The sequence below is a fragment of the Rhizobium pisi genome (assembly GCF_003938655.1).
In the GTDB taxonomy this organism is placed as follows: Bacteria; Pseudomonadota; Alphaproteobacteria; order Rhizobiales; family Rhizobiaceae; genus Rhizobium; species Rhizobium pisi.
The window spans coordinates 47,161-73,513 of sequence record NZ_RJJT01000025.1; the positions used below are offsets into that span (position 1 = coordinate 47,161).

Annotated in this window: 24 protein-coding genes; 12 read left to right on the plus strand and 12 right to left on the minus strand. The window is 57.0% G+C overall.

What is annotated here, in order from left to right:
- Positions 1 to 72 precede the first annotated feature (72 nt).
- The 6 genes from EFD55_RS27315 to EFD55_RS27340 form a co-directional block, all read right to left on the minus strand.
- The gene (locus EFD55_RS27315; protein WP_125849333.1) at positions 73 to 2,226 is read right to left on the minus strand and encodes a xanthine dehydrogenase family protein molybdopterin-binding subunit; all 2,154 of its coding nucleotides are present in this window, start codon (positions 2,224 to 2,226) and stop codon (positions 73 to 75) included.
- Positions 2,227 to 2,237: 11 nt separating this feature from the next.
- Positions 2,238 to 2,687, minus strand: a complete 450-nt coding sequence (locus tag EFD55_RS27320; RefSeq protein WP_017965601.1) for a (2Fe-2S)-binding protein — start codon at positions 2,685 to 2,687, stop codon at positions 2,238 to 2,240.
- Between the two features lie 21 nt (positions 2,688 to 2,708).
- On the minus strand, positions 2,709 to 3,083 hold the full coding sequence (locus EFD55_RS27325; RefSeq protein ID WP_125849335.1) for a c-type cytochrome: 375 nt from the start codon (positions 3,081 to 3,083) through the stop codon (positions 2,709 to 2,711).
- Between the two features lie 68 nt (positions 3,084 to 3,151).
- Positions 3,152 to 4,369, minus strand: coding sequence for an MFS transporter (locus tag EFD55_RS27330; RefSeq protein WP_125849337.1), 1,218 nt, complete (start codon positions 4,367 to 4,369; stop codon positions 3,152 to 3,154).
- Positions 4,370 to 4,396: 27 nt separating this feature from the next.
- Positions 4,397 to 5,224 carry an alpha/beta fold hydrolase gene (locus EFD55_RS27335; RefSeq protein WP_125849416.1) on the minus strand — a complete coding sequence of 276 codons (828 nt, stop codon included), beginning with the start codon at positions 5,222 to 5,224 and terminating at the stop codon, positions 4,397 to 4,399.
- Between the two features lie 164 nt (positions 5,225 to 5,388).
- Positions 5,389 to 5,835, minus strand: a complete 447-nt coding sequence (locus tag EFD55_RS27340) for a helix-turn-helix domain-containing protein (protein ID WP_125849339.1) — start codon at positions 5,833 to 5,835, stop codon at positions 5,389 to 5,391.
- Between the two features lie 364 nt (positions 5,836 to 6,199).
- On the opposite strand from EFD55_RS27340, the gene EFD55_RS27345 reads away from it, so the two are divergent.
- Positions 6,200 to 6,988, plus strand: coding sequence for an SDR family NAD(P)-dependent oxidoreductase (locus tag EFD55_RS27345; RefSeq protein ID WP_125849341.1), 789 nt, complete (start codon positions 6,200 to 6,202; stop codon positions 6,986 to 6,988).
- Positions 6,989 to 7,170: 182 nt separating this feature from the next.
- The gene (locus EFD55_RS27350; protein WP_210276365.1) at positions 7,171 to 9,927 is read left to right on the plus strand and encodes an ATP-binding protein; all 2,757 of its coding nucleotides are present in this window, start codon (positions 7,171 to 7,173) and stop codon (positions 9,925 to 9,927) included.
- A 38-nt stretch (positions 9,928 to 9,965) separates the two neighbouring features.
- Here EFD55_RS27350 and EFD55_RS27355 read toward each other — a convergent pair whose 3' ends face one another.
- Entirely contained in the window at positions 9,966 to 10,724 is a 759-nt protein-coding gene (locus EFD55_RS27355) for an SDR family oxidoreductase (RefSeq protein ID WP_125849343.1), read from the minus strand.
- Positions 10,725 to 10,938: 214 nt separating this feature from the next.
- Positions 10,939 to 13,485, minus strand: a complete 2,547-nt coding sequence (locus EFD55_RS27360; RefSeq protein ID WP_239620800.1) for an MFS transporter — start codon at positions 13,483 to 13,485, stop codon at positions 10,939 to 10,941.
- A gap of 211 nt (positions 13,486 to 13,696) precedes the next feature.
- Here EFD55_RS27360 and EFD55_RS27365 point away from each other — a divergent pair, with 211 nt between their 5' ends.
- A complete protein-coding gene (locus tag EFD55_RS27365; protein WP_125849345.1) occupies positions 13,697 to 14,359 on the plus strand; it encodes a response regulator transcription factor in 663 nt (220 codons plus the stop codon).
- A gap of 6 nt (positions 14,360 to 14,365) precedes the next feature.
- Here EFD55_RS27365 and EFD55_RS27370 read toward each other — a convergent pair whose 3' ends face one another.
- The 3 genes from EFD55_RS27370 to EFD55_RS27380 form a co-directional block, all read right to left on the minus strand.
- Positions 14,366 to 15,001, minus strand: coding sequence for a nucleotidyltransferase family protein (locus EFD55_RS27370; protein ID WP_125849347.1), 636 nt, complete (start codon positions 14,999 to 15,001; stop codon positions 14,366 to 14,368).
- Positions 15,002 to 15,005: 4 nt separating this feature from the next.
- Positions 15,006 to 15,365 (minus strand): response regulator, encoded by a 360-nt coding sequence (locus EFD55_RS27375; protein WP_125849349.1) that lies wholly within the window; start codon positions 15,363 to 15,365, stop codon positions 15,006 to 15,008.
- A gap of 99 nt (positions 15,366 to 15,464) precedes the next feature.
- Positions 15,465 to 15,767 (minus strand): hypothetical protein, encoded by a 303-nt coding sequence (locus tag EFD55_RS27380; RefSeq protein ID WP_125849351.1) that lies wholly within the window; start codon positions 15,765 to 15,767, stop codon positions 15,465 to 15,467.
- A gap of 354 nt (positions 15,768 to 16,121) precedes the next feature.
- Between EFD55_RS27380 and EFD55_RS27385 the strand changes: the two genes are divergently transcribed.
- The 3 genes from EFD55_RS27385 to EFD55_RS27395 all read left to right on the plus strand — a co-directional run bounded on the left by EFD55_RS27385 (position 16,122) and on the right by EFD55_RS27395 (position 19,770).
- On the plus strand, positions 16,122 to 17,516 hold the full coding sequence (locus EFD55_RS27385; RefSeq protein WP_165405087.1) for an ATP-binding protein: 1,395 nt from the start codon (positions 16,122 to 16,124) through the stop codon (positions 17,514 to 17,516).
- 114 nt (positions 17,517 to 17,630) lie between these two features.
- A complete protein-coding gene (locus EFD55_RS27390; protein WP_125849355.1) occupies positions 17,631 to 18,218 on the plus strand; it encodes a TetR/AcrR family transcriptional regulator in 588 nt (195 codons plus the stop codon).
- A 52-nt stretch (positions 18,219 to 18,270) separates the two neighbouring features.
- Positions 18,271 to 19,770 carry an aldehyde dehydrogenase (NADP(+)) gene (locus EFD55_RS27395; protein ID WP_125849357.1) on the plus strand — a complete coding sequence of 500 codons (1,500 nt, stop codon included), beginning with the start codon at positions 18,271 to 18,273 and terminating at the stop codon, positions 19,768 to 19,770.
- Positions 19,771 to 19,833: 63 nt separating this feature from the next.
- On the opposite strand, the gene EFD55_RS27400 is transcribed toward EFD55_RS27395, so the two are convergent.
- The gene (locus EFD55_RS27400; protein WP_125849359.1) at positions 19,834 to 20,415 is read right to left on the minus strand and encodes a cation efflux transmembrane domain-containing protein; all 582 of its coding nucleotides are present in this window, start codon (positions 20,413 to 20,415) and stop codon (positions 19,834 to 19,836) included.
- Positions 20,416 to 20,714: 299 nt separating this feature from the next.
- Between EFD55_RS27400 and EFD55_RS27405 the strand changes: the two genes are divergently transcribed.
- The 6 genes from EFD55_RS27405 to EFD55_RS27430 all read left to right on the plus strand — a co-directional run bounded on the left by EFD55_RS27405 (position 20,715) and on the right by EFD55_RS27430 (position 26,217).
- Positions 20,715 to 21,545: an alpha/beta fold hydrolase gene (locus tag EFD55_RS27405; protein ID WP_125849361.1), complete on the plus strand. Its 831-nt coding sequence runs from the start codon at positions 20,715 to 20,717 to the stop codon at positions 21,543 to 21,545.
- A gap of 26 nt (positions 21,546 to 21,571) precedes the next feature.
- Positions 21,572 to 22,291 (plus strand): hypothetical protein, encoded by a 720-nt coding sequence (locus tag EFD55_RS27410; RefSeq protein WP_125849363.1) that lies wholly within the window; start codon positions 21,572 to 21,574, stop codon positions 22,289 to 22,291.
- Positions 22,292 to 22,478: 187 nt separating this feature from the next.
- Positions 22,479 to 22,892, plus strand: coding sequence for a GlcG/HbpS family heme-binding protein (locus EFD55_RS27415; RefSeq protein WP_125849365.1), 414 nt, complete (start codon positions 22,479 to 22,481; stop codon positions 22,890 to 22,892).
- Positions 22,893 to 23,379: 487 nt separating this feature from the next.
- On the plus strand, positions 23,380 to 23,859 hold the full coding sequence (locus tag EFD55_RS27420; RefSeq protein WP_125849367.1) for a sigma factor-like helix-turn-helix DNA-binding protein: 480 nt from the start codon (positions 23,380 to 23,382) through the stop codon (positions 23,857 to 23,859).
- 376 nt (positions 23,860 to 24,235) lie between these two features.
- Entirely contained in the window at positions 24,236 to 24,538 is a 303-nt protein-coding gene (locus EFD55_RS27425; RefSeq protein WP_125849370.1) for a UBP-type zinc finger domain-containing protein, read from the plus strand.
- Between the two features lie 23 nt (positions 24,539 to 24,561).
- Positions 24,562 to 26,217 (plus strand): FAD-dependent oxidoreductase, encoded by a 1,656-nt coding sequence (locus EFD55_RS27430; RefSeq protein WP_125849372.1) that lies wholly within the window; start codon positions 24,562 to 24,564, stop codon positions 26,215 to 26,217.
- The last annotated feature ends 136 nt before the right edge of the window (positions 26,218 to 26,353 follow it).

A 26,353-nucleotide genomic window follows, 5' to 3' on the forward strand; every position in this document is an offset into this window, starting at 1 on the left:
TCCAATCTCCAGAAATTTCGTCGAGGGGTGTAGCAGGCCGCGCTTGAATGCGCGGCCTGCAGTCTTGCCGCACTAGGCTAGTGCCTCGGCAAGCGGCAAGGAGCGAATCCGCTTTCCTGTTGCCGCAAAGATCGCGTTGCCAAGTGCACCAGCTGCGGCGGCCGTTCCAGCCTCGCCGACACCTCCTGGCGCTTCGCCACTTTTGATCTGATAGACCTCGATCTTGGGTGCCTCGTTGATACGGAGTACCCGATAGGTGTCGAAGTTCGTCTGATCGACAGCACCGTCGGTGAAGGTGACCTGATTGAACATCGCGCTGCTCAGGCCAAAGATCACTCCGCCCTCCATCTGGGCGACAACGGTGTCTGGGTTGATCACAACGCCGCAATCAACCGCGATGACCGAGCGAACGAGGCGAACCTCCTTTTCGTCGGTGATCTCGATTTCCAGGATGTGCGCGAGATAGCTTCCAAAAGCCACTTGAAGGCTGATGCCCTTGCCCCTTCCCGGCGGCAATGCTTGACCCCAGCCTGCTTTCTCGGCAGCAAGGTTCAGTACCGCAAGTGCTCGCGGATTCTTCGTGAGCATCTTCCGGCGAAACTCAAGCGGGTCCTGCTTTGTCGCGGTCGCCATCTCATCCACAAAGCTCTCGACTACAAAGAGATTGTGCGTTGCCCCGACACCTCTCCACCAGCTGGTGTTAACACCCGCTGGCTCGTCGCGAACATAATCCGCAAAAACGGCCTCTTCATCGTAGGGGGTCTCCGACGCGCAATCGACGGCATCGGGATCGATGCCATTCTTGAACGCTGCTGGCGCCCACCGTGCGAAGATGGAGGACCCCGTCACCCGATGCGTGCGGCCAATCATGCGGCCGTCCTTGTCGAGGCCTGCGGCCACCCGATCGTAGTAATATGGCCGGTAATAGTCGTGCGTCATGTCCTGTTCGCGCGTCCAGACCAGTTTGACCGGGTAGCGGGTGTCCTTCAGGAGTTTGGCCGCCAGCTCTATCGTGTCGACGTCCAAGCGGCGTCCAAACGCTCCACCCATCAGCTGATTGTTCACGGTGACTTTTTCGGGCGGTAGCCCTGTGATGTCCGCGACTGCCTTTTGTGTGCGGACAGGCACCTGTGTGCCTACCCAGACCTCCGCCCGGTCGTCCTGAATATGCAGGGTGCAATTCAGGGGTTCCATCGGTGAATGCGATAGGAACGGCGAACGGTAAATCGCCGAAAGCTTTGTTGGGGCGTTTGCGATTACGTCAACCGCTTTATTTTCGTCACGGATGACGACCCCCGGCTGTTGCGATACCTGGTCCATCTTGGCGACAATAGTGTCCACCGTGACGGCGCCGTTTTCACCCGCGTCCCATTCGATATTGAGGGCATCCAGGCCTTGCTTCGCCGCCCACATGTGTTCGCCGATCACCGCAACAGCGGCATTATCGGCGGTCACGATGTCGAGGACACCTTTCACGGCGCGAGCCGCAGCTTCATTCATTTTTGTGAAACGGCCACCGGTCACCGGAGATATCGCCAGCGTCGCATATTTCATGCCGGGGACCCTGATATCCATACCGTAGACGACCGAACCGTTGACTTTGCCGGGAGTGTCGAGCCTCTTTGCTCGCGTTCCGATGACTTTGAACTGAGACGGGTCCTTCAATGGAACGTCGGCTGGAACGGGCAGCTTTGCCGCCTCGGCCGCAATGTCATAGTAGGTCGACGATTGATTTGAAGCGTCGTGGTAGATCGTCCCCTCATGGACCCGACATTGCGCTGGATCGACCCGCCACTTGGCGGCCGCCGCTCCAACAAGCATGATACGCGCCGTAGCGGCTGCCTGCCGTAGCCGCATCCAGTCGGAACGAGTTGATGTCGATCCACCCGTCGCCTGGTCGTACAGGATGGGATCCATATATTTCGAAAGGTCCGGCGGAGCGGCTTCCACTTTCAACTGGTCAAGCCGAAGCTCTAGCTCCTCTGCCATCAACATCGCGCTGGATGTATAAATACCCTGCCCTACCTCCGTGTGTGGCATGATCAGGGTGATCCCGTTTTCATCAATTTTCACGAAGGCATTGGGCGTGAAGGCGGCCTCTTCAGAGGAACTCGCTGGGCCGGTTGCTCGCCCCATCCGTGGCAGTTGAACCGCCAGCACAAGACCTCCGGTCGCCAGGACGGTACCTTTGAGGAAGCCGCGACGGGAATGAAGATTGTTGATCATGTCAGTCCCCTCTATGCCGCTGCAGTGTGGATCGCGTCGCGGATCCGGACATAAGTGCCACAACGGCAAATATTGCCTGCCATTGCCTCATCGATGTCCGAGTCTGTCGGCTTCGCATTGCTATTAAGAAGCGCCGTTGCCGACATGATCTGGCCGGACTGACAGTACCCGCACTGGACAACCTCCTTTTCGAGCCACGCTGTCTGGATTTTGCGCCCGTTTTCGGTCTCACCGACGCCCTCGATCGTGGTGATCTGTTGAGCATCGATCATATCCATGGTTGTCTGACAGGATCGAACTGCCATGTTGTCTATCAGGACGGTACAGGCTCCGCATTGGGCGATGCCGCAGCCGTATTTGGTTCCGGTCATGCCGAGCACGTCTCTCAAAACCCAGAGCAGTGGCATGTCGTCCGGGACATCGACTTCATGTGTTTTGCCGTTGATGGTGATCGTCTTCATTGGTCTAACCTTCCTGGGTCTCTATTGCGCTGTCAGTGTTTTCAGGTAGCTGATGACATCTGCTCGATCCTGGTCTTTCGGGATTGATGCGCTCATGCGGGTCCCCTTGACCACGGCGGCTGGCGCTTTAAGGAAGGCGTCGAGAGTAGGCTCATCCCAAGTGAGACCAGACCCCTTCAAAGCAGCGGAATAGTTGTACCCAGCGATGCTTCCAGCAGGGCGACCGACAACATTCAGAAGGCCCGGACCCACCTTGTTTTGCTCGGTCGTCGCGTGACAGGCACTACAGCGGGCAAAGACCTTTTTGCCCTTGTCTGGATCTCCATCGGCTTGGACCGACGAGGCCCCAAGCACTGTCATTCCCACGGCAATCATGACGGCCTGCAACTTTTCCATGGTTCCTCCTTTGGAAAATCGGAATGCGAAAGGGGCAGCAATCTTGCCACCCTTGGTGAATTCGACTGTTAAGTGGCACTTCTAGGCTGCCTAATCCTCGCACTTGCGTAGGTAGCAATGAGAAGAGCGATACCTTCCCCAATCACGCCTGTGATGCCCAGGTCACCGACACCGCCCCGCGAAAGCACGACGGATCCGATGGCGCTGCCAACGGCAAAGCCCAGGTACATGAATGACGTGCTGAGTGAGACTGCGATTGGGACTGCAGGCTGACCGACCTGAATCAAAGTGGCAATCTGTGCCGGATAGAACGCCCAGATCGCGATACCCCAAAAAGCAACCGCAATGACCGTCGGAACAATGGCCTGATCGGGCGTCAGAACTCTTGCAAAGAAAATAAGCGAGACGAAAACTAACACCGCAAGGATCAGGCTTGCGGCGACGACCGGTCTTGCTCCCATCAGATCATTCAGGGTGCCACCAAGTACGATGCCGATTGCAGCGCCGATCCCCCATACCGAGACAACGGCGCTAATTCCATTTGGGCCAAGGCCATCGACCTGGTTCAGATACGGAGCGATGTAGGTCCAGACCGAATAGGTCCCGAGCGCCCAGAAGAAGATCACAGCCAGTTCCCGGAAGACCTGGGGTCGTTTAACGATCGCGAGGCGCTCGGCGACCGACGCAATGCGCATTTCGGTGCCATCGGTACGAGGCAGCTTTGCAACCAGCGCGACCACTGCGATGATCGACAGGGCCGCGACGCCGAGGAAAGTAACCCGCCACCCAAGGGCGTTTCCTACGAGTGAGCCAATAGGCAGCCCGATTGCGATTGCTATAGTCAAACCACCGTTCAAGATGGCAAGGGCCCGTCCCCGTTTTTCTGGCACAACTAAGGCGCCCATCAACGCGTTGGCGTTCGGGGTGTAGAGTCCCGCCGCCATGGCCAATAGGACACGAGCAGAAAAAATTCCCCAGTATCCTTGGGATGCCCAGGCCACCAAATTAGCCAGCGCGAAAGCCGCCATTGTCAGGACGAGCAGTCGTTTGCGGTCGACCCGTCCAAACAGGATGGTTAGGAGCGGCGATGTGATCGCCAAGGTAAGGGTGAAGACGGTAACGAGGCTACCCAGTTCCGAAACCGGGAGTGAAAGATCCTCTCCCATTTCCGGCAGAAGGGGAACAATCATGAACCCCTCCGTGCCAATGGCAAAGGTGCCTAATGCCATAATGTAGGCTGGCGCGAGCGACTGACCTGCCGCGCGTTCGCTTGAAATAGAAGTCATTTGGATCGCCTCTGCGCCAGCCAGCGGTTACGATGCTGCCTTGATGAAAGTCATCACGTCAGCATTGAACTTTTCAGCCTGCGTCTGAGCCAGACCGTGAGGCGCACCCGGATAGACCTTGAGTGTCGCATTCTTGACGATCTTTGCGCTCTTGAGGCCAGCTGCGGCGATCGGCACGATCTGATCGTCGTCCCCATGAATGATGAGGGTCGGCTTGTCGATTTTCCTGAGATCGTCCGTGTAGTCGACCTCCGAAAATTCGCGAATGCAATCGTATTCGCCCTTGATTCCGCCTTCCATTCCCATCAGCCAGAAGGTTTCACGGAGGCCTTCGTTGACCTTGGCGCCCTCGCGATTGAAGCCATAGAAAGGGATCGTCAGATCCTTGTAGAACTGCGAGCGATCGGTCGCAGTGCCCTTTCGGATGCCGTCGAAGGCTTCAATGGGAGTGCCTTCGGGATTGGCATCGGTTTTGAGCATGAGGGGCGGGACTGCGCCGACCAGCACCACTTTTGAAACTCGCTTCGTGCCGTGGCGGCCAATGTAATGTGCGACTTCGCCGCCACCGGTGGAGTGGCCGATCATGACCAAATCCTTCAGATCGAGATGCTCGATGACCTCAGCGAGGTCGTCGGCATACTGATCCATATTGTTACCGGTCCAGGGCTGATCAGATTTTCCATGGCCACGACGGTCGTGAGCAATGACTCGGAAGCCATTCATGCCGAAATACAGCATCTGTGCGTCCCAGGCGTCACTCGAAAGTGGCCAGCCGTGCGAGAAAAGAATCGGCTGCCCCTTGCCCCAATCCTTGTAAGCGATTTTGGTACCGTCTTTCGTCGTGACAAAGTTCATGTACTGGTTTCCTTGTTTTGTTTTGACTGCAGCTTGAGTCTCGTGCGGCATGCCGACTGCAAATGAAGCGGTTACGGCGGCACCGGCCAGCAGCGTATGGCGGCGGCTGATGAGAAATTCATTGGACATTTTCGTTCCTCTCGTCAGGAGATAAGCGCCTCTAATCAGGCGTTTGCGGATGCGTGTACGTCTGCCGAGCCAAGGCGACGCCACGAAGCCGGAGTGTGTTGAGTGGTGCACTTGCCAGCGCTCAGGCGCCGCCATTTGAGCGGGGTGACACCAACCAGACGCTTGAACACCTTCGAGAGATGCGCTTGGTCACTCAGACCACACGCCTGGGCGATTTGGCTCAGCGGCTCATCGGTCGAAGAAATGAGATATTTCGCGGCATCAACGCGGCGGCTCAAAACGTAGTCGTAGGGCGAGCGGCCGAAGGAGACCTTGAAACCCTTCGAGAACCGGCTCGCGCTCAAGCGGACTTGGTCGCCCAGCTCCTGGACACGGATGCAGCCATCGATGTTCTCATCGATATAGCGGACTACCTTGTTCTTCTGCCAATCGGAAAGGCCCGCAACGGTCTTGTGGGAATTCCGGCGGGGGCCGTGCGCCATGTCAGCGAGCCGAACACGACTTTCTGGACGGAGATCGATTGCGGTGTCCTGAGGTCCGAGACCCCAGACGCGTTCACCGCCCGGGCCTACGAGGAATGGTATGAATGAAACCGTTCGTGTCATGGCAGTGTCCTTTCTGCTTCGATGGCTGAAAGGTAGCTGCAGGCTGCCCCGTAACACGAGCTAAGCGATGTTAAGAGATGTTAGGGCGTTAACGACCCGGAGCGCGTTCCGTTAACAAGTCCGATTCGTGATCGCGGTAGCCCGCTACTTGAAGGTCCGCGTGGGCGCCCGATGGTACAATAATCAGTTCCAGGGCGAGCCTATATGTGAAGCTAGGCGGATAGGGAGCTTCAAGCACCAAATGCAACAGGATGACGTCACTTTGGATGGACGGACTGATAGTCTTCGGCCCCTGGCTGGACAAGTAGCGCTTTTAACCCGAGCGGATGAAGGGGTCGGCATGGCCACTGCTGCCGCGCTAGCTCAGTGCGGCGCCAATCTGGCATTGACGCTTATTGACACGGAGGTTGAGTCTGCTTCGCTGGACGAACTCCGCCGCATTGGCTGTAAAGTCGTGGTGTTTAGAGCACCCACGGATTGTAGTTCGACACAGCATACCCAGCTGGTTCGACAGGTTATCGCGGAATTTGGCAAGATTGACGTCTTGGTCGCTAACTCTGAGTATCGTGTTCAATGGCAAGTTGACGACGATGACCTCGATGAGGACCAGGTTGAGCTGCAATATTCTATGAACGTCAAATCTAACATCGCGCTGATTCGAGCAGTGATACGGGTCATGACCAGTGGTGGGCGCGTTATTGCCCTTGGTTCTAGCCTCGCGGATCGTGTCGGAACCCCGGGCCTTGCCGATTTTGCGGCAACTCGTGCCGCGTTGGCCGCCTTCTGCAAGGGCGCGGCGCATGATCTGGGACCACGCGGAATCTCGATTAACGTCGTCCAGATGGGCGCCATCGCTTTCGACGCCGTTGCAGTTTCACCGGACATCATCGAATCCGAACGTGCTTCAACTGCCCTCAAGAGGCTTGGAACGCCATCGGAAGTGGCAAGTGCAATCACATTTCTTGCTGGGCCGAGCGCCTCTTTCATCACAGGCAGCGTGTTGAACGTCGACGGTGGGTATAACGCATAGCCCGCTTGTTCACGCAGAGGTTCGTTGAACCCATGAACCAGTTGGTTTATAGGCCATTCTAATATCAAGAATGGGCTGAGCATGAGAGTGGCATCCTTACAAGCGTTGGACCTTTCAGCTTCAGCAGCGGGTGAAAACGACCGCGTTTTGTTAGTTTCTTGGCCGACCAGGTCCAGCGACTCATGACTGTACTAAGATTTGGTCGTTTCGAACTCGATATTGCTCATCGTAGCCTCTCCGAGTCGGGAAAAATCCTTCACCTTGGCGGGCGTGCTTTCGACATTTTGGCCGTTTTAGTTGCACGAGCTGGGCAGATCATCAGTAAAGATGAACTGATTAGAGCCGTTTGGACGTCCACGACCGTCGACGAAGGCGCTCTGCGCGTCCATATGGTGACGCTCCGAAAGTTGTTGGGGGATAGAGAGGCCGGGCGGTATATCGAAAATATCCCTGGACGTGGCTACGCCTTTGTCATGCCGGTCCAATCTGTTGAAGACGGCGAGAGCAGCAGCAATGTGCAGCCGGTTGCGATCCCAAAAGCAAACATCTCAAGCAATCTACCTCGTCTCGCTGGACGATTGATCGGCCGGGAGACTTTCGTTGAGGAGACCGCACGACTTCTGGCCTCTAGCCGCCTGGTCACGATCGCTGGTGCTGGAGGAATTGGAAAAACATCCGTGGCTCTCGCTATTGGCGAGATCCTGAGCGAGTCGCGGCCGGTGCTGTTTGTAGATCTTGCTGCGCTCACCGACGGGCGGCTCATCATGCCGACACTTGCTTCGCTGCTTGGAGTCACAGTGTTTTCGGACGACGCCGAGCCCGCCGTGTTGCGGGCATTGGAAGATAGCAATGTTCTGCTTGTTTTCGACAACTGCGAGCACCTTATTCTCGAGGCCGCGTCTTCGACCGAAGACATTCTGACTGCCACGCCTAACGTATCGATCCTGGCTACCAGCCGTGAACCCCTGCGCGTTTCAGGCGAGAGGATCCGGCAACTGCCTTCGCTGGTCATTCCGCCGGAGGACGCCACCAACGCTGATTGGTCCTCGTTTTCAGCGATGGAACTCTTTATCGACAGGATGATGCTTTCATCTGACGTTGAAAGTTTTGATCGGCCTGAGGATTTTGAAACCGCTGCGTCAATCGTCAGGCGGCTTGATGGAATTCCGCTGGCGATCGAATTTGCAGCCTCTCGCGTCGCTCACCTGGGGCTTGCCAATCTTGCCAACTCCCTGGATGACCCGCTGACCGTGTTGCGACGGGGGCGCCGTACCGCCCCACCCCGCCAACAGACCCTGCGAGCCACGTTGGACTGGAGCTTCGATAGCCTGACGCCCACCGAGAAATCGCTTTTCGAATACGTTGCCGTGTTTGCTGGTTCATTCTCGTCGGATGCGGCTCTCTCTGTTAGCGGCGGCCGTCTCTCCGAGGACGACTTCTACGAGGCTTTCGACGGTCTGTTCCTGAAGTCATTCCTATCCGTGAGCGCCGGAGACGGAAGCTATCGACTTCTCGAAACGACCAGGCGTTATGGTCTTGAGAAGCTGGAGAAGAGTGGTCAGTCCGATGCGATCAGAGCCGCACACGCTGTCTATTGTGAAAAGGAGCTGCAAAGCGCGGAAGCCGATTGGAAGGTTCTGGCCACTCCGCAGTGGATGCGACGCTACTCATCTCTGATCAATGACGTCCGAGCTGCGATACAGTGGAGCGTCGACCATGAACGCGACGCGGATTTCGCGATACGTCTCTCGGCGAGGTCAACGGTTCTGTGGGCGCAACTCGGCCTCATGAACGAACAAACGAAGGTAGTCGAGCAAGCCTTGGCCAGACTTCCAGGTTCGAAGCACGTAGGGACACGCATCGAACTGGAGCTTCGGATATCGAGGGGTGGAGCGTTATTCCACGTTCGGGGCTTCCCTGCCGACCCTGAAGCCTTGGCGGAATTCGATCGCAGTGCCGAGATCGCGGAAGCGCTGGGCGACACGTCCACGTTCATCAGAGCTACGGCTGGCCGAGCCTCCATATGGGTTTCAAACGCGCGATACGCTGAAGCTATCGATATGGCGCTCAAACTTGGAATTCGGTTTCCCGAGATGTCACTCGGATCTTTCAGCCGGATGCTTGAGCACGGATACTTCTTCCATGGCAACCTCAAGTTAGCCTCTGATCATGTAGAAGGATCTCTTCGGGATGCTGAAGGGTCTCTGCGACGGACCCTAAACGATGGTGTCGGTTTCGATCAGCGCATCATTTCCCGAGCAGTGCTGATTTTCGTGAAATTCTTGCAGGGTGACACCTCTGAAGCATTCAGAGAACTCGACTCCGCCATGGAAGAGGCCCGTGCTCTCGATTATTCGATATCAACGTGTTTGCTCTTGTTTTTGACGGCATCGCCGATCGCTTTCTTGTCTGGCGATCACAAGCGAGCGGGTGAGTATCTAGATATCGCGGAGACACTCACCAAAAAGCATGCCCTCCACAGATGGTCGCTGTGGGTGGCCGCCTATCGTTCCCTTATCTCTGATGGCATTCAACGACCAGAAACCGAAGAAATTTTCCATTCGGCAGTCGGAATGAGGTTAGAATACCTGCTCGTCCTGGCAGGCGTTCGTGCGCCGTTAGAGGCCCTGGATCGCGGCATAAAAGGAGAAGGCGGCTGGTGCCGTCCCGAACTACTGCGGATAAAAGCCAAGGTATTAAACGAGTCCGACCCACTTCAAGCCCAGTCGCTGATCAAAGCTGCCCTGGATGAAGCGCGGCGGATGGAAGCCCCCTTCTGGGAATTGAGGGCGGCCAACACAGCCTATGAACTGGCGGGACCTGATCAGGAGATCACGGCGCGTGCAAAGATCAAGAGCACTCTCGATAGAGTCGATGGAGCCTATTTGACCGCAGATATTGCAAAGGCACGGGAGATTCTCGACGTGGGTGATCTCTGACGGACGGGACGACCGCCCGCCAGAAAAAGACGATCAACTTAGCGAGGAATCGGATTGTCGATCAGGCTTTGGTTGAACTGCGTGAAGAAAACGTGTTCGCCGGAACCGGGGTTGTCGCGCAGCGGTTTGACGATGTCGACCACAATTTCAGGCGAGTCGCTCGCAAGCTTTGTCATGGTCTCCTTGACGAAAGCTTCCAGCGGCATCGCCCGAGGATCGCCACTCTTCTTGATCAGATCGGTATCAACCCAGGGCGGAGCGATCTCCTGCACCGAAACAGACGTCTCGCGAAGGGCGAAGCGCAGCGACAGCGAATACGAGTGCAATGCTGCTTTCGTGGAAGAGTAAACGGCATTGTAGGCGATCGGCACGTAGGCGAGCACCGACGTGTTGTTGATGATCACGGCGTCTGCCTTGGTCTTGAGATGCTCGATTAGTGCAGACGTCATCCGGATCGGACCGAGAAGGTTGGTGTTTACGATGCTTTGGAGACCTGTCTCATCGATCGGACGCGCGGCGTCATCAAACGGCATGATGCCAGCATTGTTGACCAGGACGTTGAGGCCTGGGTAGTCCGCAATAATGCGCTTTGTCACCGAGTTGATGCTTTCGACATCGGTTATGTCCAGCTCGTAAGCCGCCATCCCAGGATTGGCGTTGATGACGTCATCGAGATATGACTTTCGGCGCCCTGAAATGATCACTTGGTTCCCGAGCTTGTGGAAGGCTTCAGCGAGCCCGCGACCGATGCCGGAACCGCCGCCAGTGATCAAAATGGTGTTTCCCTTAAGGTTCATTGCTATTCTCCCTGGAATAATTGAGCGATGCCGCCCGGCCCTATTCAGGACCGGCGCAGCGTTGGATCGACCAGTCTGGCGGAGAAAAGGCGCTTGGGTCTGCTGGCCCGTGCGCCGTCGCTGCAATCCGTGTTGGCTCGACAACATCAAGATCGAGCAACGGGGGAGAAATTGCGAGTTAAGGCTTGCTAAGAGTTATTAGGGTCCTTAACGCCTATTGAGCGGGAATATGCACAATTTCGGAAACCGCTGCAGGGTCGCCTGAAGGCGCGATTGGAAGGACGATTTCGAATATCGCGCCGCCTTCGCCGTGGTTCCTAGCAGACAACGACCCACCATGGGCTTCAACGATCGTCTTGCAGATTGCGAGGCCCATCCCCATTCCATCACCCTTCGTTGTGAAGAATGGAGTGAACACCTTCGCAATATTAGCTTCATCTATGCCTGTGCCGTGATCCCTTACCGATAGCTTTAAAAACTCTGAGCCATCGCAATGAATTTGCAGCGTGATCTCGCGCGAGGCGTCAGGCACATCCTTCATTGCATGAAGGCCGTTCGTGATCAGATTTGCGATGACCTGCTGCAGCTCAACCTTATCGGCGACCACGGCGCCGCTCCTCGCGAAATCAATCCGAACCGTCGTCGCGCTGCTGGTCGTCTCCCTCTCCAGTAAGCTCACGACATCCACGACGAGTTCGCCCAGATCCAGGGTCTCAGGCCGCTTGCCACCACCCTTCAGCCTCTCGCGGGTTCTCTGGATAATCTGGCTAGCCCTGACGCTGTGTTCGACAGCTCTTTCCGCGGCCTTGGTCGCGGCCGCCAGATCGGGCGGGTTCGTTTGAAGCCACCGAACGCACGCTTGGGCAAACATGACAACCGCACCGATCGGCTGATTGACCTCATGAGCAATCGATGCCGAAATTGCGCCGACAGTTGCAACACGGCTCGCGCGTGCGAGTTCGGCTTGAGCAACCAGCAATGCTTCCCTCGCCTGTTCGCGTTGGGTCACGTCGATCATGGCGCAGGCGACACGGTCATAGGCCGCGGCATCATCTGGGAAAGCGATATAGAAAACCACGATCACTTCACGCCCGTCGAGGCGCAAAAGCTTGGTTTCGATCTCCAGATTATGAACCTGGTTCGACATCGCCGTAACGATTGAAACAGCGAGATCATTGCGAGGCGGTAGGAAACGGTCAATTGATCCCAGAACGTCGCCACGGGACGCGCAGCCCAGTAGCGGGACCGTTGCTTCATTGACGTCAGCAAAGCGTATCAGCTGTGCGCATTCATTGCCAAAGCCAGGATCCGACGCAAGAAGTGCAGAGATATCGAGCCTATCGTTGCGCATTTTTTCGATGCGTTGATATAGTTCGGCGAGATCAACCTCACATAGTGAGACGTGCGACTGTTCAAAGATCGAACGGTAGCGCTTTTCACTCTGCGCTAGCGCACCGAGCGTACGGCGCCTTGCGCTGGCATCGAACGCGACCCAACTCATTCCGCCGGTGATGGCGAGATAGAACCCAACGGCCACGAGACCGCTGTAATCCGCGAGCGCCTGGGCCGCCACCGGCGAGAAAGCACCGCCGATAATACCCCCAATGTTAAAGGCGATGGACGTTCCAGTGTACCGAACCCGGGCAGGAAAGAGCCCCGGAAGCCAAGCTCCCAACGGTCCGTTTACGAAGCCCATCGAGAACAGCGAAAACGCAAGGAACAGGAAAATGACGAAAAGCGATCCGCTGCCCAGCATTGGAGCCAAGGCAATACCCGAAACAATAGTTCCGAAGCAGCCGTAGATAAGAACACGCTCAGGCTCCATGCGATCTGAAAGCCAACAAGCAAGGACGATGGCGGCGGCCATGAAACCGATCGCGCCTAGCTCGACCATCAGGAAGGTTGGTCGAGAGTAGCCGAGCGTCGATGTTCCGTAGCCAAGCGCGAATGCTGTTACGGTGTAATATAGCGAAAAGCATGCGACCACGCCGAAAACGCCAGCAACGACGGCGCCCATGTGGTCGCGAAGGACCTCGAACAATGGCACGTTTGCTGGCTGCGCCTCAGCCATTGCCTCCTGGAATTCCGGCGTCTCTACTAGATTGAACCGGACCCAAAGCCCCATTCCGACCAGAGGAGCACTTGCAAGGAAGGGTACTCGCCACCCCCAGTCGACAAACTGCTCCGGTGATAGAGCGAGCGTTAGGCACAGAAACAAACCATTGGCGAGAACGAAGCCGATCGGCGCACCGAGCGGCGCAAACATGGCGAAACGAGCTTTCCAACCAGGCGGCGCGTTCTCCAGCGCGAGCAAAACAGCGCCAGTCCACTCGCCGCCGAGTGCCAAGCCCTGTCCGAATCGAAGCATGCACAAAAGAAGAGGAGCCAGCCAGCCAACCACAGCGTAAGTCGGCAGCAGGCCGATTGCCGCTGTGGAGATCCCCATCATGAGTAGCGATGCCATCAAGGTAGTCTTGCGGCCAACCCGATCGCCGAAATGTCCGAAAACAGCTCCACCGACCGGGCGGGCAATAAAGGCGATGCCGAAGCTCGCATAAGCGCCTATTAGCTCCAAAGAGCTGACCGAAGCTGGAAAAAACAGCGGACCGAAAATCAAGCTGGCAGCCGTGGCGTATATGTAGAAGTCGTAAAATTCGACAGAAGTCCCGATGAGGCTGGATAACAGGACCCGAACCGTCATTGGCCGGTCAATGCTCGGACGAAAACTCCTTGCGGGCGTCAAAATCGCGCTATCGATCATAAAACTGTAAGCCGTCCCTGGAGTTGTCGCCAAAATGCGTCACTCGCTCCCGTAGGCTTACGATTTTTCGTAGTCAATGTTGGACCCTCAAAACCGACACCAATGGATAGGGTTGGCTCGCTACGGTCAGCGACGCATTCATATTGACGGGTTCGATCCGCAAAAGCTATGTGTCGAGTTGGACACGAAATGCTTCTAAAGGGTTTAACCAATGACGACGCGCCCATTCAAATCCGCGGCGGTTAGCCCACCCGATAGTTCGGCCGCGTTGGTTATTGTCGTCGATGATGACGATGGTATGCGAGAAGGTCTTCGAGAGATCCTGCAATCGGTGGGGATTGAGACCCTTGGCTTTGGATCAACTGCGGAACTATTGGGTGAAGCACTTCCTGATCGTCCCGGCTGCCTCGTCCTCGATGTCAGGTTGCCGGGCCTAAGTGGGCTCGATCTGCAAACCAAGCTCAATGCATTGGGCAATCAGCTGCCGATCATATTCATGACAGGGTATGGGGACGTCCCAATGAGCGTCAGGGCGATGAAAGCTGGTGCAGTGGACTTCCTGACCAAGCCCTTTCGCGACCAAGAAATGCTGGACGCTGTGGCGATTGCCATTGAGAAGGACCGGGCCCGACGCTTAGAGGTTTCGGCGAACTCTGAAGTTACCGCCTTGGCCGCAACGCTCACCCCTCGCGAAAAGCAGGTGATGGCGGCCGTTGCCACGGGCCTTCTAAACAAGCAGATCGCTCACGAGCTGGGACTTAGTGAGATCACGGTCAAGATTCACCGCGGAAACGTCATGCGGAAGATGAAAGCCACATCAATCGCCGATCTGATCCGTAAGGTAGACAGCCTGCAACCTGCCAGCGTCGGTTAGCGAGATCTATCGAGTAAGTTTTCCGCCTGCTATGATAAGATCTTCTACGGTGTCCACGTCGAGGCTGGCCGCGGCGCCGATCTCAACTTCGATGATCGAGACGCCAGAGTTCTGAATGATCTGACGAGCGCCGATATCGCCTTTCAACTCCATCACAGAGACACGCAGCGACTGCGGGAGAATAGTTGGATTTCCGCGTTTGCCATGAAAAGTGGCGCGGACAATAGCCTTGCCGCCAGAATTCTCAAAAGCCTGGATCAGCATCGCAAGGTGGTCGGCTGTAAGGCCCGGCATGTCCGCTAACATGATGAGAACCCCATCAGCCGACATAACCTTGGAGGCCGAAAATCCGGCGATCAATGAGGTCGCCATACCATTACGGTAATGTGGATTGTAGATAGTCTCAACTGGGATACCTGATAAGGCGGCAGAGATTTCATCGTGCCGATGACCCACCACCACAGCAACCGAGCTGGCGCCGCTCCCCAGCGCCACAATGGCTGAGCGGCGAACGAGGGGAACATTGTCAAACTCTGCCAAGAGCTTGTGCTTTCCGCCCTCGCCCATTCTGCTGGCCGTTCCGGCGGCGAGCAGGACAACCGCGACCGAAAATCGCTTCGCAGAAGTCGGCGCAACCCTCACACCTTCAGCCTTCGATACACTTCACGAGGTCATCTGCAAGGATGGGCTTTTGCAGCAGAGCTTGCGCTCCACCGGCAAGAGCCTTCCGGATGATGCTTTCGTCCTTCAGGGCCGTCATCATCACTATTCGCATGTCGGGGTGTTTTTTTCGAACAATGTCCAAAAGTTCGAAACCGCTCATGCCGGGCATATTGATGTCTGACAAGAGCAAGGTGAGACCCTCCTTTTGATCGAAGGTCAGGAATGACTCACCTGACGGGAATGGCAACGGCTCGTAACCCATCGCCTCCAGGAAGCCGCTTGTTGCCTCAAGGAGCACTTCGTCGTCATCGACGATCGCTACGGATTTCTTAACGGCAGACACTGGGCTTTTCCTTTCACGGCTGCCGATGCAGCCTCGCGGCGACAGTAGGACTTTTCCGAGCCCTCCGAAATCATACGATGGTTTGTAGTTTATGTACTGCTAATGAAGCGTATTCCCGCCAACGGATACGACCCACTCGCGCCGACGCTGATTTCTGACAGGTGTACCAATCACTTCGCAGCCGACATTGTTCCGAGAGCGGCTTCCGGCCCGCATGATCTTGCTTCTCTGGAACGGAGATAGAATGCCCTGATAGACGATCTCGTCGGTGAGGTCTGGAAAATGGATCGGGCTGCGCTCGTATGCAGTCTCCGAGGGCGTATCAAAGACCAAGCCGCTTCCGTATGCTGCAGCTTTCATGATGCCAGAAGAGCGTGTGATGGTGCCGAGATAGACATTCATAATTAAATTCCTTGGGCTGATTTGTGGATGAGCAAGAGATGCCCTGTTCCCGTCCAGGTTTCGATTGAACGGTGGTTTCGGCGCCCCAAACCATTGTATGGGGTAACGAAAGCTGATCCCGAGATCTGCGCCATCATGTCCCCGCCCTTGTTCAGAACAACGCTTTGTAATCGCTGCAGAAAGATCCTGTTGCGCGGCTCCAAAGCGACGCCGATACCTATACCGGCGTATAGGGTGACTGCACCTTGGTTGTGATTGAAGCATCCCTTTCATCAGGTAGCCTCTCACGTCATCACCGGTACCGTGATCGCCATTTGAAACGGTCGCATATCGACAATGACCTGGGAGAACACAATGAACAGCTCGTCTTTCGGCGAATTCGCATTCGACCTCCAAGCTCGACAGGTCACCCACCTGGGAGAGCGCGTGCACCTGGGGTCACGAGCGTTCGATATCTTCGCTTCGCTTGCGAGCCGCCCGGGCGAGATCGTAACGAAAGACGAGATCATCAAGTCGGTATGGGGCAGCACGCATGTCGACGAGGGAGCGCTGCGCGTTCACCTGGTCGCCCTTAGAAAAGCATTCGACGACAAGGGCGCCACCGGCATTATCCGAAACGTCGCGGGGAAGGGTTACGTTTTTGCCGCCTCTGTGACGCGCAAGCCTCCCTTGGACACACCGGTGCAACAGGCTCAGGAGGGCAATCTGCCCTGGCCACGCCGACCATTGGTCGGTCGCGATGCAGTTTTGGCCCGGTGGGCACATGAGCGTCACCGTTTGGCGACCATCGTCGGCCCCGGAGGTTCTGGAAAGACTGCACTTGCCATCGCGATTGGGAACCTCCTGCGACTGGAAAAGAAGGTGTTCTATGTCGACCTAACTGAGGCTCGCGACGAAGGAGACTTACTCTCGGCTGTAGGAAAGGCGCTACTACAGCACTCGCGCACTACATTGACGGTCGCGAGAATCGCTGATGCGGTAGGCGATGACGACATCATGCTTATTCTGGATGGCTGCGAACACATCGTGGACGACGTCGCAACGTTCGCCGAAACATTTGTCGCCAGCACGGGCTCTGCCATGGTTCTCGCGACCAGTCGCGAACCACTACGCAGCCTTGGCGAACGCGTCAGGCACCTAACTGGACTCGACCTCCCAGGAAATGACGATGCGGAATGCTTGGAAGCCTCCCCCGCCCTCTCTTACTTTCTAGAAGAAGCCTTGGCTGCGGGCGCTGAGATCAATACTGCTGACCCACTGACACTCAGACTTGCTGCCAATATTGCCCGTCGATTGGATGGCCTGCCGCTCGCGCTCGAACTCGCAGCGCACCGGGTAAGGGACCTTGGCATTTCTGGTCTCGACGCAGCACTACATGAGCCTCTGGCAGTTCTTCGCTTTGGCCGCCGGACTGCGCCCGAGAGACACAAGTCCCTACGTGCGAATTTGGATTGGAGCTACAGGTCTTTGACTTCAGAAGAACGGGACGCGTTTTGCACGCTTGCGAGCACTGAGACGACCGGGTCGCGCCATCGCCGCATCGATGACGAGGCGATGGAAGGGTTGATTTCGAAGTCCCTGCTGAAATCTTCCTCTGGGACCCATGCCTGGTTCCTATCTGAGGCATCGGCACAATTCGCCGCCGAATTAGTCGCGAAGCAAGGTCGTGACAACTTCGGAATGCCGGGAATTCCTGGCCGTAACCCGCATCCAACTCCTGAAATGGGTTCGGGACCAAGGCCAAGCTGATTCAATCGGCTCAGATTCATGAACCTGCACCCCTCAATTTTCAGCTACTATTAGCTCGCGGGGCTTGAAGGCTGACGGCTGCGTTCGTATCCCCTCTTGAAAAGGGAGACGACAATGGCACCGTCTGTGAGGGAACGGATCTTGGCGGCTGGTCTGGAGCGCTTTCACGCGCTTGGATATGATGGTTGTGGCGTCCAGGAAATTTCTGACACCGCAGGAGTTCCAAAGGGGAGCTTCTATAACCATTTCAAATCGAAGGAGGAGTTGGCGGTCGCGGTGTTGGAACAATACGCGGCTTCCTCTCAAAGGGAAATTCTCCTCGACGCCAACCTCGCACCCATAGATCGGATACGACGCCACTTCGAATTTTGCCTGGCGCGTCATCAGCAAAACGGTTTTGACCGCGGTTGCCTGATTGCCAATCTAACCGCGGAGAGCTCGACGGCGGTTCCTGATTTACAAGCAGCTCTGCGGTCGGATCTCGACAGATGGACAGAGAGCTTGGCAGCAGCCGTGAAAGCAGCACAAGAAATCGGACAAGTTCGTGCCGATATCGAGGCGAGTGATCTCGCTCGATTTTTGGTGAGCAGCTGGGAAGGTTGTGAACTCCGCACGAAGCTAACCGGCGACCGTGGTCCGCTGGATGACTTCTTCAAAATGGCCTTTGCATTGCTCAGCAATGTAGGTCCGCATCAACTGTAGAAAGGCCCCCAAAATGTTAAACGGTAGCTTGCTCATCGGTGGAACCGCCCGGATGGGCAAAGGAAAGTCGTTCTTTGCAGTCGAGGCTGCGACCGGCAACAGCTTGCCCGTCGAATTCGCAGGTGCCACGCTCGATGAGGTGAACGAAGCTTCGGCCCTGGCATGGGAAGCATTTCCAAGCTTCAGCGAAACTGGCCTCGAAACGCGAGCCGCTTTCCTTGACCGTGTTGCTTTAGAAATTGAGGCAATCGGTGACGACTTGATCGTGCGGGCCATGGCTGAGACCGGCCTCCCAAGGGGTCGTCTCGAAGGCGAGCGGGCCAGGACCGTCGGTCAACTTCGACTGTTCGCCAAGGAAGTAAGGGCTGGCCGCTTCCAAGAGCTACGATTTGATGCTGGCGATCCGACCCGGAAGCCCGTTCCCAAGCCTGAACTGAGACTTCGAAACGTCGCCTTGGGTCCAGTCGCTGTTTTCGGTGCGTCAAATTTTCCATTGGCGTTCTCTGTTGCAGGCGGCGACACGGCATCCGCGCTGGCGGCTGGCTGCCCGGTTATTGTCAAAGCCCACTCTGCGCACCCCGGAACCTCCGAGCTGGTTGGGCATGCCGTACAAAAGGCTGTATCCGACAGTGGTCTGCATCCGGGGACCTTCGCGATGCTGTTCGATACCGGCTTTGAAGTCGGACAGGCACTTGTCGCCGATCATCGGATCAAGGCGGTCGGCTTCACGGGGTCCAGACGCGGTGGTATGGCACTGGTGAAGATCGCATCAGAGCGCAAGCAGCCGATTCCGGTCTACGCCGAAATGAGCAGCATCAACCCAGTCATCCTATTTCCCAATGCGTTGCAGCAAAGGGGAGCGGACATTGGGAAGGCGTTCGCAGGATCGCTCGTCTTGGGTGCTGGTCAGTTTTGCACGAACCCCGGTTTGTTGATCGCGATTGACGGTCCCGGCCTTGACGCCTTCAAAGATGCGGCGCGGGCGGCACTTGCGGAGACACCGGCGCAAACAATGCTGACCGGCGGGATCTTCAAAGCTTACTGTGAAGCGGTACAGCGACTGGCGTCTCACTCTTCGGTGGCGGAGCTTGCTCGCGGACAGGATGGCAAGGAATTTCAGGCCGCTACGGTACTTTTTGAGACCGACGCTTCATCGTTCCTCGCTCACCCCGAACTGCAGGAAGAGGTCTTCGGTGCGGCAGGCTTGATCGTCAAATGCTCGGATGAACGCCAGGTCTTGGAGGTCCTCGATAATCTGGAGGGTCAGCTGACGATTGCGCTGCAAGTTGACGAGGCCGACCACCCCGCAGCCCAAGTGATCGTCCCGCGCCTCCAACAGCTGGCAGGGAGATTGCTGATCAATGGCTTTGGCACCGGCGTCGAAGTCTCGCCTGCAATGGTCCACGGAGGTCCCTTCCCGGCAACATCCGATGGACGCTCCACGTCGGTCGGAACACTGGCGATATATCGTTTCCTGCGCCCGGTCTCCTATCAGGACTTCCCGGACGTCTTGCTGCCGTCGGCTCTCCAGAACTCAGGCACAGGAAAGTAACATCCTCGCCTCGAAGGATGCCCATGACGAGCTTGACCGTAGCTTGATGGGCATCCCTACACATCAGGCGACTGCTTCATGCTCCTTCCGTGCGGCGGACCACACTTCCTTCGCCGCATCGAGGTTCATCCATGCGATGCCAAGGCCCACGATCAGGTCCGGCCATGGCGAGCGCCACAGGTAGAGCGTGACGGCTCCTGCGGCGATAATAGCGACGTTGGCAATGGCGTCATTGCGGGCGGAGAGGAAAGCCGCCTTGGTAAGTGAACCACTTGCATCACGGTAAGCCGCCAGCAGGTAGGCGCACGAGAGGTTGACCACGAGTGCGCCGAGGCCAGTCAGGCTGAGCGCAAGTGGTTCCGGTGGGACGGGGATTTCGAACTTCTGCCATGCGATCCACAGAAAAGCGACGGCCGGAGCGAGGAGTATGACCGACATGGCCATTCCGGCATGTGCGCGGTTCCTCGCCGACCATGCCATTGCCACGAAGATCAGCAGATTGACGGATGCATCCTCGAAGAAGTCGGCGCTGTCCGCCAGAAGTGATGCCGATCCAATCCTCAGTGCGACGACGAACTCGACTCCAAAATACGCCAGGTTCGCGAGCGCGACGATCAGAACAATCCGCCGAATTGCGTTATCCATGAACCATTGCTCCTATTGTGGGGTCGATCAGTGGCTTCCTCCGCGGAATTGTCAACTTCCGCCGCACAGCGGGTCGCGACAGGCTCGCCGAGAAAATTCGGCACCTCTTTCGAATAGATTCGAATGCGCAAGCCGGGTGCCAACGCCTTCTCTTTGTTCAGCAATATAGTGGCTGCTCCCGGGTATCTCGACCTTAACATCACTTAATATGCCTTAACTCGCGTGATTGGCACCCGGCAGGCAGTATCTCCTCGGAAACACACACGGCTCGAGCCGCATCACCGAGGAAGGAATACAGCATGTCCGCCACATTGGAGACAGCACCTACCGAATACGTCGAGGCTGGGGGCATACGGTTCGCCTATCGCCGTCTTGGGTCGAAGACCGGCGTGCCGCTCGTCTTTATGCAGCACTTCACCGGAACAATGGACGCTTGGGATCCCATCGTTGCCAATTCACTTGCAGCGGATCGCCCGGTGGTGATCTTCAACAATGCTGGCGTCGGGACATCTGGCGGCAAGACGCCCGACAACGTCGATCAGATGGCGACCGACGCTGAGAACTTCATCAACGCACTTGGCCTTGGTGAAGTAGATCTCCTTGGCTTCTCGCTCGGCGGTTTCTTGGCGCAGGTCATGGCCGCCCGTTCCGCCGTCAAGGTCCGCAAAATCATCTTGGCTGGCACCGCACCAAAGGGAGGAGAAGAGCACCTCATGGAGGTCGTCCAGGACGCGTTTTCCAAAAATGCTCCTGATGTGCGCCTCCCCCTCTTCTTCCCGCCGTCAGACGCAAGCCAGGCAGCTGCGAGAGCCTTCGTTGCCCGTGCTACCGTCCGCAAGAACGATCGTGACCCCGAGAGCGGCGAAGACGTCAGCAATCCTCAGGCCGCTTCAATTATCGGCTGGTGCGCTGAGCAAGACCCGGATCACGCCTCCCTGAAGGCAATCAAACAGCCTGCTCTGATCGTCCACGGAAGCGACGACACCATGTTCCCGTCGATCAACGCGTACGAGATGTTCAAGAACATGAGCACGGCCACCCTGATCATCTATCCGGACTCTGGCCACGGTGCGCTATTCCAGTACCCAGAGACCTTCGTCGCCCACGTCAAAACATTCCTGGACGCCTGATCGCGCCACACACAAGGAGAAATACTATGAACGCACTCGCACAGAAGATTATCGACGCCCACGGTGGTCTCGATCAGTGGAAAAAGTTCTCTCAGCTGTCCGCTCACCTCGTCCAAGGCGGCGCCCTTTGGACACTGAAGGGCCAGGCTGGAAAGCTTGATGAAACGAACGTCACCGTCGGTCTCGGCGATGAATGGGCATCGCACTCCCCTCTGGGTCCCGAGGCGAAAGTCACACGCTTCGAACCAGGCAAGGTCACCATCAAGGACAACGGCGGGAATATCGTCGGCGAACTCGAAAGCCCTCGCGCGTCGTTCGCTGGCCACACCTTGGAAACACCCTGGTCTGAGGAGCAGCTTGCCTACTTCGCCGGGATCGCCATGTGGACCTATCTCAATATGCCGTTCCTGCTCGCGGCGCCGGGGGTCGAAACCGAAGAACTCGGTGACTGGACGGAGAAAGGCGAGACCTGGAAGCGCCTGAAGGTGACGTTCCCGAAAGAAATCGCGACCCACAGCACCGTCCAGACGCTCTACATCGATGAATCCGGTCTGCTGAAACGTCACGACTACGACGTCGAGATCGCTGGCAACACACCTGGTGCACATTACATCAGCGACTATACCGAAGTTCAGGGGATCAAGTTCCCGACCGTGCGCCGTATCTTTCCACGCCAGCCCGATGGACAATCCATGGCCGAGCCTTTGGTCGTTTCCATCGATCTCTCTGACATCAAACTAAGTTGATCGCCCGGCGGGCGAGGCACCGCCCTCGCCCGCCCTCAACGGTCGCACGCGGTGTTCGACCTGCAATCGGCCGCTCGTCACAAGCCGCACGAGTCATCACCGTACCCGATCTCACAATCGCACTAACTGCACCCAGCCGCTGCTGGGTGCGGTGTCGCCCCGATCCCTCAGCGCACTGGATAACAGCATGAGTGTCCTCGACCTCTCCCTCGCCAGAGCCATGATCGAAAAAGCCGAACATGCGGCCAACCAGATCGGCGTTAAGTCCACAATCGTCATTCTCGATGGTGGTGGAGACCTGGTCGCCATGGCGCGGATGGACATGGCGTGGCCAGGAGCATTCGACCTGGCGATCGGCAAAGCCCGGACTGCCAGGGCGTTTCACGCCCCGTCCGCTGCCTTCGTTCCAATGATCCAGCCAGGACAATCGCTATTCGCTGTCAGCTCGGTCAATGGCGGGGCTTTCGTCATCCTTGGTGGGGGCATTCCGATCCTTCTCGATGGCAACGTGGCCGGAGCCGTTGGCGTCAGCGGTGGCTCCATCGAACAGGACATTGCCGTTGCTGAAGCTGCGCTTCAAGCTCTTCCAAACCCAAACTAGCAGAAGAAATCCAATGACTAGCCTCGTAGACATTGCCGTCGAAGCACACGGTGGAATGGACCGGTTTCCTTGCCGCCAAGCTTCACCAAGGTGGCGTCTTGTGGGGTCTTAAAGGCAAAGCCGACGTCCTCGTTAGAAGGAACGCGTCTCGCACGCGGCTTTTTACTGCCCAGAATCCGAAGGTTTTGCGGCCCCTCGTTTTGGTTGGGGGATCCAAAACGAGGGGCCGCGACGCGAATGCGGCTTGGAGAGCATTCGCAGCAAGGGGCTTGCCCTCACGACCAGCGGCTAGCGGGAGGGCGGTCCCGGGCGGCTGATGAGACGAATGTACCCAATTGCGCGACCAATTCTTTGACAATCCGATCCTGTCACTACGCTTCCTACCCACTCCCACTCCCACTCAAGCGCTACGCGAGCTGAAGCATCAACGACGCGGCGGCGAAATCATCCAAGATTTGACCCCGTCCGGCGCTTAGAGAAAGAACCTATGAAAAACTTTAGCGAAGCAGTTCTCCCACACCTTCCGTCGTTGAGGCGTTTTGCGCGAGGCCACTGTCCGGACGTGGATGCAGCGGATGTCCTCGTGCTCACCACTCTTAAGAAATTGCGAGCTCGGTGGCTGTGGATGGGACACTCAAATGTACGCCTCAATGCTCTTAGGTTGATGTGTGGCCTGGTGGACGGGAAAGCGTCGGCAACGCCGTCCGCTGACTATCCTGAAAACTATGGGCAAAAGGTCATCGGACCAGCGATCGCTTTGTCAAAACTCGCGCCGGTCCAACGAAGCTCGATCCTTTTGACTTCGGTAGAGCGGCTCTCTCATCGCGAGGCTGCGCAGGTCCTGGATATTTCGGAGGGCGAGCTTCTACGTTTGCTGCCGCAAGCGCGGGAGCAGCTCAGGCTCATCGTTGAAGCCCCAATCCGGCAAACGCTCATCAAAAGGCCTTACCTGCGGAGGGTGAAGTGACAATTCGGGTAATCACAGAAGCAGACCTTCAATGCTTCATCGACCACAGTCTTGCTCCAGAGAAAAAGATTGAAGTCGAGACCTATCTCCATGGCGATCTGAGCGCCGCCCAGCGTGTGGGCGCCTATGAACGTCAGGCCGAGGCTCTTCGTCGAACGCTTGACCCCGTCGGGGCTGAAGACGTACCCGCAAGCTTAAACAATGCACTCCATAACGCGGGATATCAGCTACCGCGTCAGACGGCGCTCGTCCTTGGGACGGTGGCAGGAATTTTTATCGGGGCCTTAGCCGGGTGGATCTCCCGCCCGTTGCTAGAAGCAGGCACTTCGATACAATCTCCCGGTCAATTACAACAACCAATCGGATGGGGGTCCCCATGAGTACGTGCAACCATGGATCTAGCGTACACAGAGTGAAACCTCGCACATTGGGCTGCGAGGAATGCCTGGAGATTGGTCAAGGCTGGGTACACCTCAGGCTCTGCCGGGAATGCGGCCATGTCGGATGTTGCGATGATTCCATCGGTCATCATGCCACCAAGCATTTTCAGGAGACCGGCCACCCGATAATCGAAGGCTACGACCCTCCCGAAGGTTGGGGCTGGTGCTTTGTCGACGAGACCATCGTCGAACTTCCCGATCGGACACCACATCCGGGGCCTATTCCCAAATTCTATTGAAGCCGGAGCGGCGGAGCATTCTCATGGCAAATTCGAATAATCGCGCGGAACAGATGTTTCCAGTCTTGAGCCCGACGCAGATGATATCGGCCCGGAGGTTCGCCAGCGGGGAACCTCACCACTTTTCTGCAGGCGAGATAGTGGTGCATTTCGGCGAAAAAGACGCGCCAGTCTGGCTGGTGCTTGAAGGAAGCTTGGACGTATTTCGACACGACGGCCTTTCGCATGAATTGAATGTGGTGACCCATTCGCCCGGCCAGTTCACAGGCGAGGTCAGTCAACTGGCAGGTCGACCTTCATTGGTGAGAGGCGTCGCCGGTGCGGAGGGGTGCGTTGCGCTACCCTACGACGGATCACACCTCCGGGCGTTGGTTATTGGTTCAGCCGACATTGGCGAATTGGTGATGCGAGCCTTTATCCTTCGTCGAGTTGCTTTGATCGACACCGGAGGTGCTGGTTCGATCCTAATTGGCACCCCTGGAAGCGCCGCAATCACTCGTCTGCAGGGATTTCTCACGCGCAGCGGCTATCCTCACTTGGTTCTCGACGCCTCAGCGGACGAGAGTGGCCGTGAGCTAGTCAAAAAGCTTGGCGTCTCGGCCGACGCCTTGCCTGTCATGGTTTGCCCTAGCGGCAGTGTGCTCAACAATCCAAGCAATCAGGAAGCCGCTCTTTGTCTTGGGATCACACCGGACATCAACACGGACGTCCTGTACGACGTTGCAGTCGTCGGGGCAGGCCCCGCTGGATTGGCTACATCGGTCTACGCCGCATCCGAAGGCTTGAAAGTGATAGTGCTGGATGAACGAGCTGTTGGCGGCCAAGCCGGGGCGTCGGCTCGGATCGAGAACTACCTTGGCTTTCCAACGGGAATATCGGGACAAGCTCTCGCTGGCAGAGCGTTCAACCAAGCCCTCAAGTTTGGTGCAGAGATCGCGCTGCCAATCGAAGTTCGAAAATTCGTGCCCGCATCAGATGGTTATCACTCCTTGGAACTGGATGACGGTCGGTCCGTTCGGGCCAAAACTGTCGTAATCGCGTCAGGTGCTCGGTACCGCCGACCAGCCGTCGCGGACATTGATAAATTCGAGGGATCGGGGATTTCCTACTGGGCCACATCTGTTGAAGCCCGCCTCTGCCAAGGTGAAGAGATCGCGCTTGTTGGCGGCGGCAATTCCGCGGGACAGGCGGTCGCCTACCTGGCGCCGCAGGTAAAGAAGCTGCATCTCGTTGCCCGCCGCCCCCTGGAAGAAACCATGTCTCAGTATTTGGTGGACCGCATCGGGCAGCTACCAAATGTCGAAATACATATGGGCTGCGAGATCGACGCTGTATCCGGCGACACCCGCTCTGAGCTTTCTGGAGCCGTCGTCAGGAACAACGCGACGGGTGAAAAGCGAGATCTCGAGCTGCGCCATATGTTCCTCTTCATCGGCGCGGATCCCAACGCCGGGTGGCTGGTCGAGCATGTGAAGCGCGATCGCTCTGGCTTTATTCTCACAGGCCCCGAGACTACCGGCGCCAACGACGGTCAACGCACATCTCTTGAAACTAGCCTTCGAAATCTTTTCGCGATTGGCGACGTCAGGTCCGGTTCAACGAAGCGCGTCGCTGCCGCTGTCGGTGAAGGCGCAGCCGTCGTATCCCAAATCCATGCTGCATTGAAGGCATTCGCCTAACACACAGGTGGCTCGACGACCATTTTATCTCAGGAGGCCGCTCCGATCGCGGCTGAGAAAAGGCTGGAGCCGTCGACATGAACCGGCGCCATACCCCGTCGATCCGGATGCAGGACCTGGGGTCTTCTTGACTGCA

Bases quoted from the DNA above. Each gene is read 5' to 3' on its own strand.
- EFD55_RS27315 (WP_125849333.1), bottom strand. From the start codon at position 2,226: ATGATCAACAATCTTCATTCCCGTCGCGGCTTCCTCAAAGGTACCGTC.
- EFD55_RS27320 (WP_017965601.1), bottom strand. From the start codon at position 2,687: ATGAAGACGATCACCATCAACGGCAAAACACATGAAGTCGATGTCCCG.
- EFD55_RS27325 (WP_125849335.1), bottom strand. From the start codon at position 3,083: ATGGAAAAGTTGCAGGCCGTCATGATTGCCGTGGGAATGACAGTGCTT.
- EFD55_RS27330 (WP_125849337.1), bottom strand. From the start codon at position 4,369: ATGACTTCTATTTCAAGCGAACGCGCGGCAGGTCAGTCGCTCGCGCCA.
- EFD55_RS27335 (WP_125849416.1), bottom strand. From the start codon at position 5,224: ATGAACTTTGTCACGACGAAAGACGGTACCAAAATCGCTTACAAGGAT.
- EFD55_RS27340 (WP_125849339.1), bottom strand. From the start codon at position 5,835: ATGGCGCACGGCCCCCGCCGGAATTCCCACAAGACCGTTGCGGGCCTT.
- EFD55_RS27345 (WP_125849341.1), top strand. From the start codon at position 6,200: ATGCAACAGGATGACGTCACTTTGGATGGACGGACTGATAGTCTTCGG.
- EFD55_RS27350 (WP_210276365.1), top strand. From the start codon at position 7,171: ATGACTGTACTAAGATTTGGTCGTTTCGAACTCGATATTGCTCATCGT.
- EFD55_RS27355 (WP_125849343.1), bottom strand. From the start codon at position 10,724: ATGAACCTTAAGGGAAACACCATTTTGATCACTGGCGGCGGTTCCGGC.
- EFD55_RS27360 (WP_239620800.1), bottom strand. From the start codon at position 13,485: ATGATCGATAGCGCGATTTTGACGCCCGCAAGGAGTTTTCGTCCGAGC.
- EFD55_RS27365 (WP_125849345.1), top strand. From the start codon at position 13,697: ATGACGACGCGCCCATTCAAATCCGCGGCGGTTAGCCCACCCGATAGT.
- EFD55_RS27380 (WP_125849351.1), bottom strand. From the start codon at position 15,767: ATGAATGTCTATCTCGGCACCATCACACGCTCTTCTGGCATCATGAAA.
- EFD55_RS27385 (WP_165405087.1), top strand. From the start codon at position 16,122: ATGAACAGCTCGTCTTTCGGCGAATTCGCATTCGACCTCCAAGCTCGA.
- EFD55_RS27390 (WP_125849355.1), top strand. From the start codon at position 17,631: ATGGCACCGTCTGTGAGGGAACGGATCTTGGCGGCTGGTCTGGAGCGC.
- EFD55_RS27395 (WP_125849357.1), top strand. From the start codon at position 18,271: ATGGGCAAAGGAAAGTCGTTCTTTGCAGTCGAGGCTGCGACCGGCAAC.
- EFD55_RS27400 (WP_125849359.1), bottom strand. From the start codon at position 20,415: ATGGATAACGCAATTCGGCGGATTGTTCTGATCGTCGCGCTCGCGAAC.
- EFD55_RS27405 (WP_125849361.1), top strand. From the start codon at position 20,715: ATGTCCGCCACATTGGAGACAGCACCTACCGAATACGTCGAGGCTGGG.
- EFD55_RS27410 (WP_125849363.1), top strand. From the start codon at position 21,572: ATGAACGCACTCGCACAGAAGATTATCGACGCCCACGGTGGTCTCGAT.
- EFD55_RS27415 (WP_125849365.1), top strand. From the start codon at position 22,479: ATGAGTGTCCTCGACCTCTCCCTCGCCAGAGCCATGATCGAAAAAGCC.
- EFD55_RS27420 (WP_125849367.1), top strand. From the start codon at position 23,380: ATGAAAAACTTTAGCGAAGCAGTTCTCCCACACCTTCCGTCGTTGAGG.
- EFD55_RS27425 (WP_125849370.1), top strand. From the start codon at position 24,236: ATGAGTACGTGCAACCATGGATCTAGCGTACACAGAGTGAAACCTCGC.
- EFD55_RS27430 (WP_125849372.1), top strand. From the start codon at position 24,562: ATGGCAAATTCGAATAATCGCGCGGAACAGATGTTTCCAGTCTTGAGC.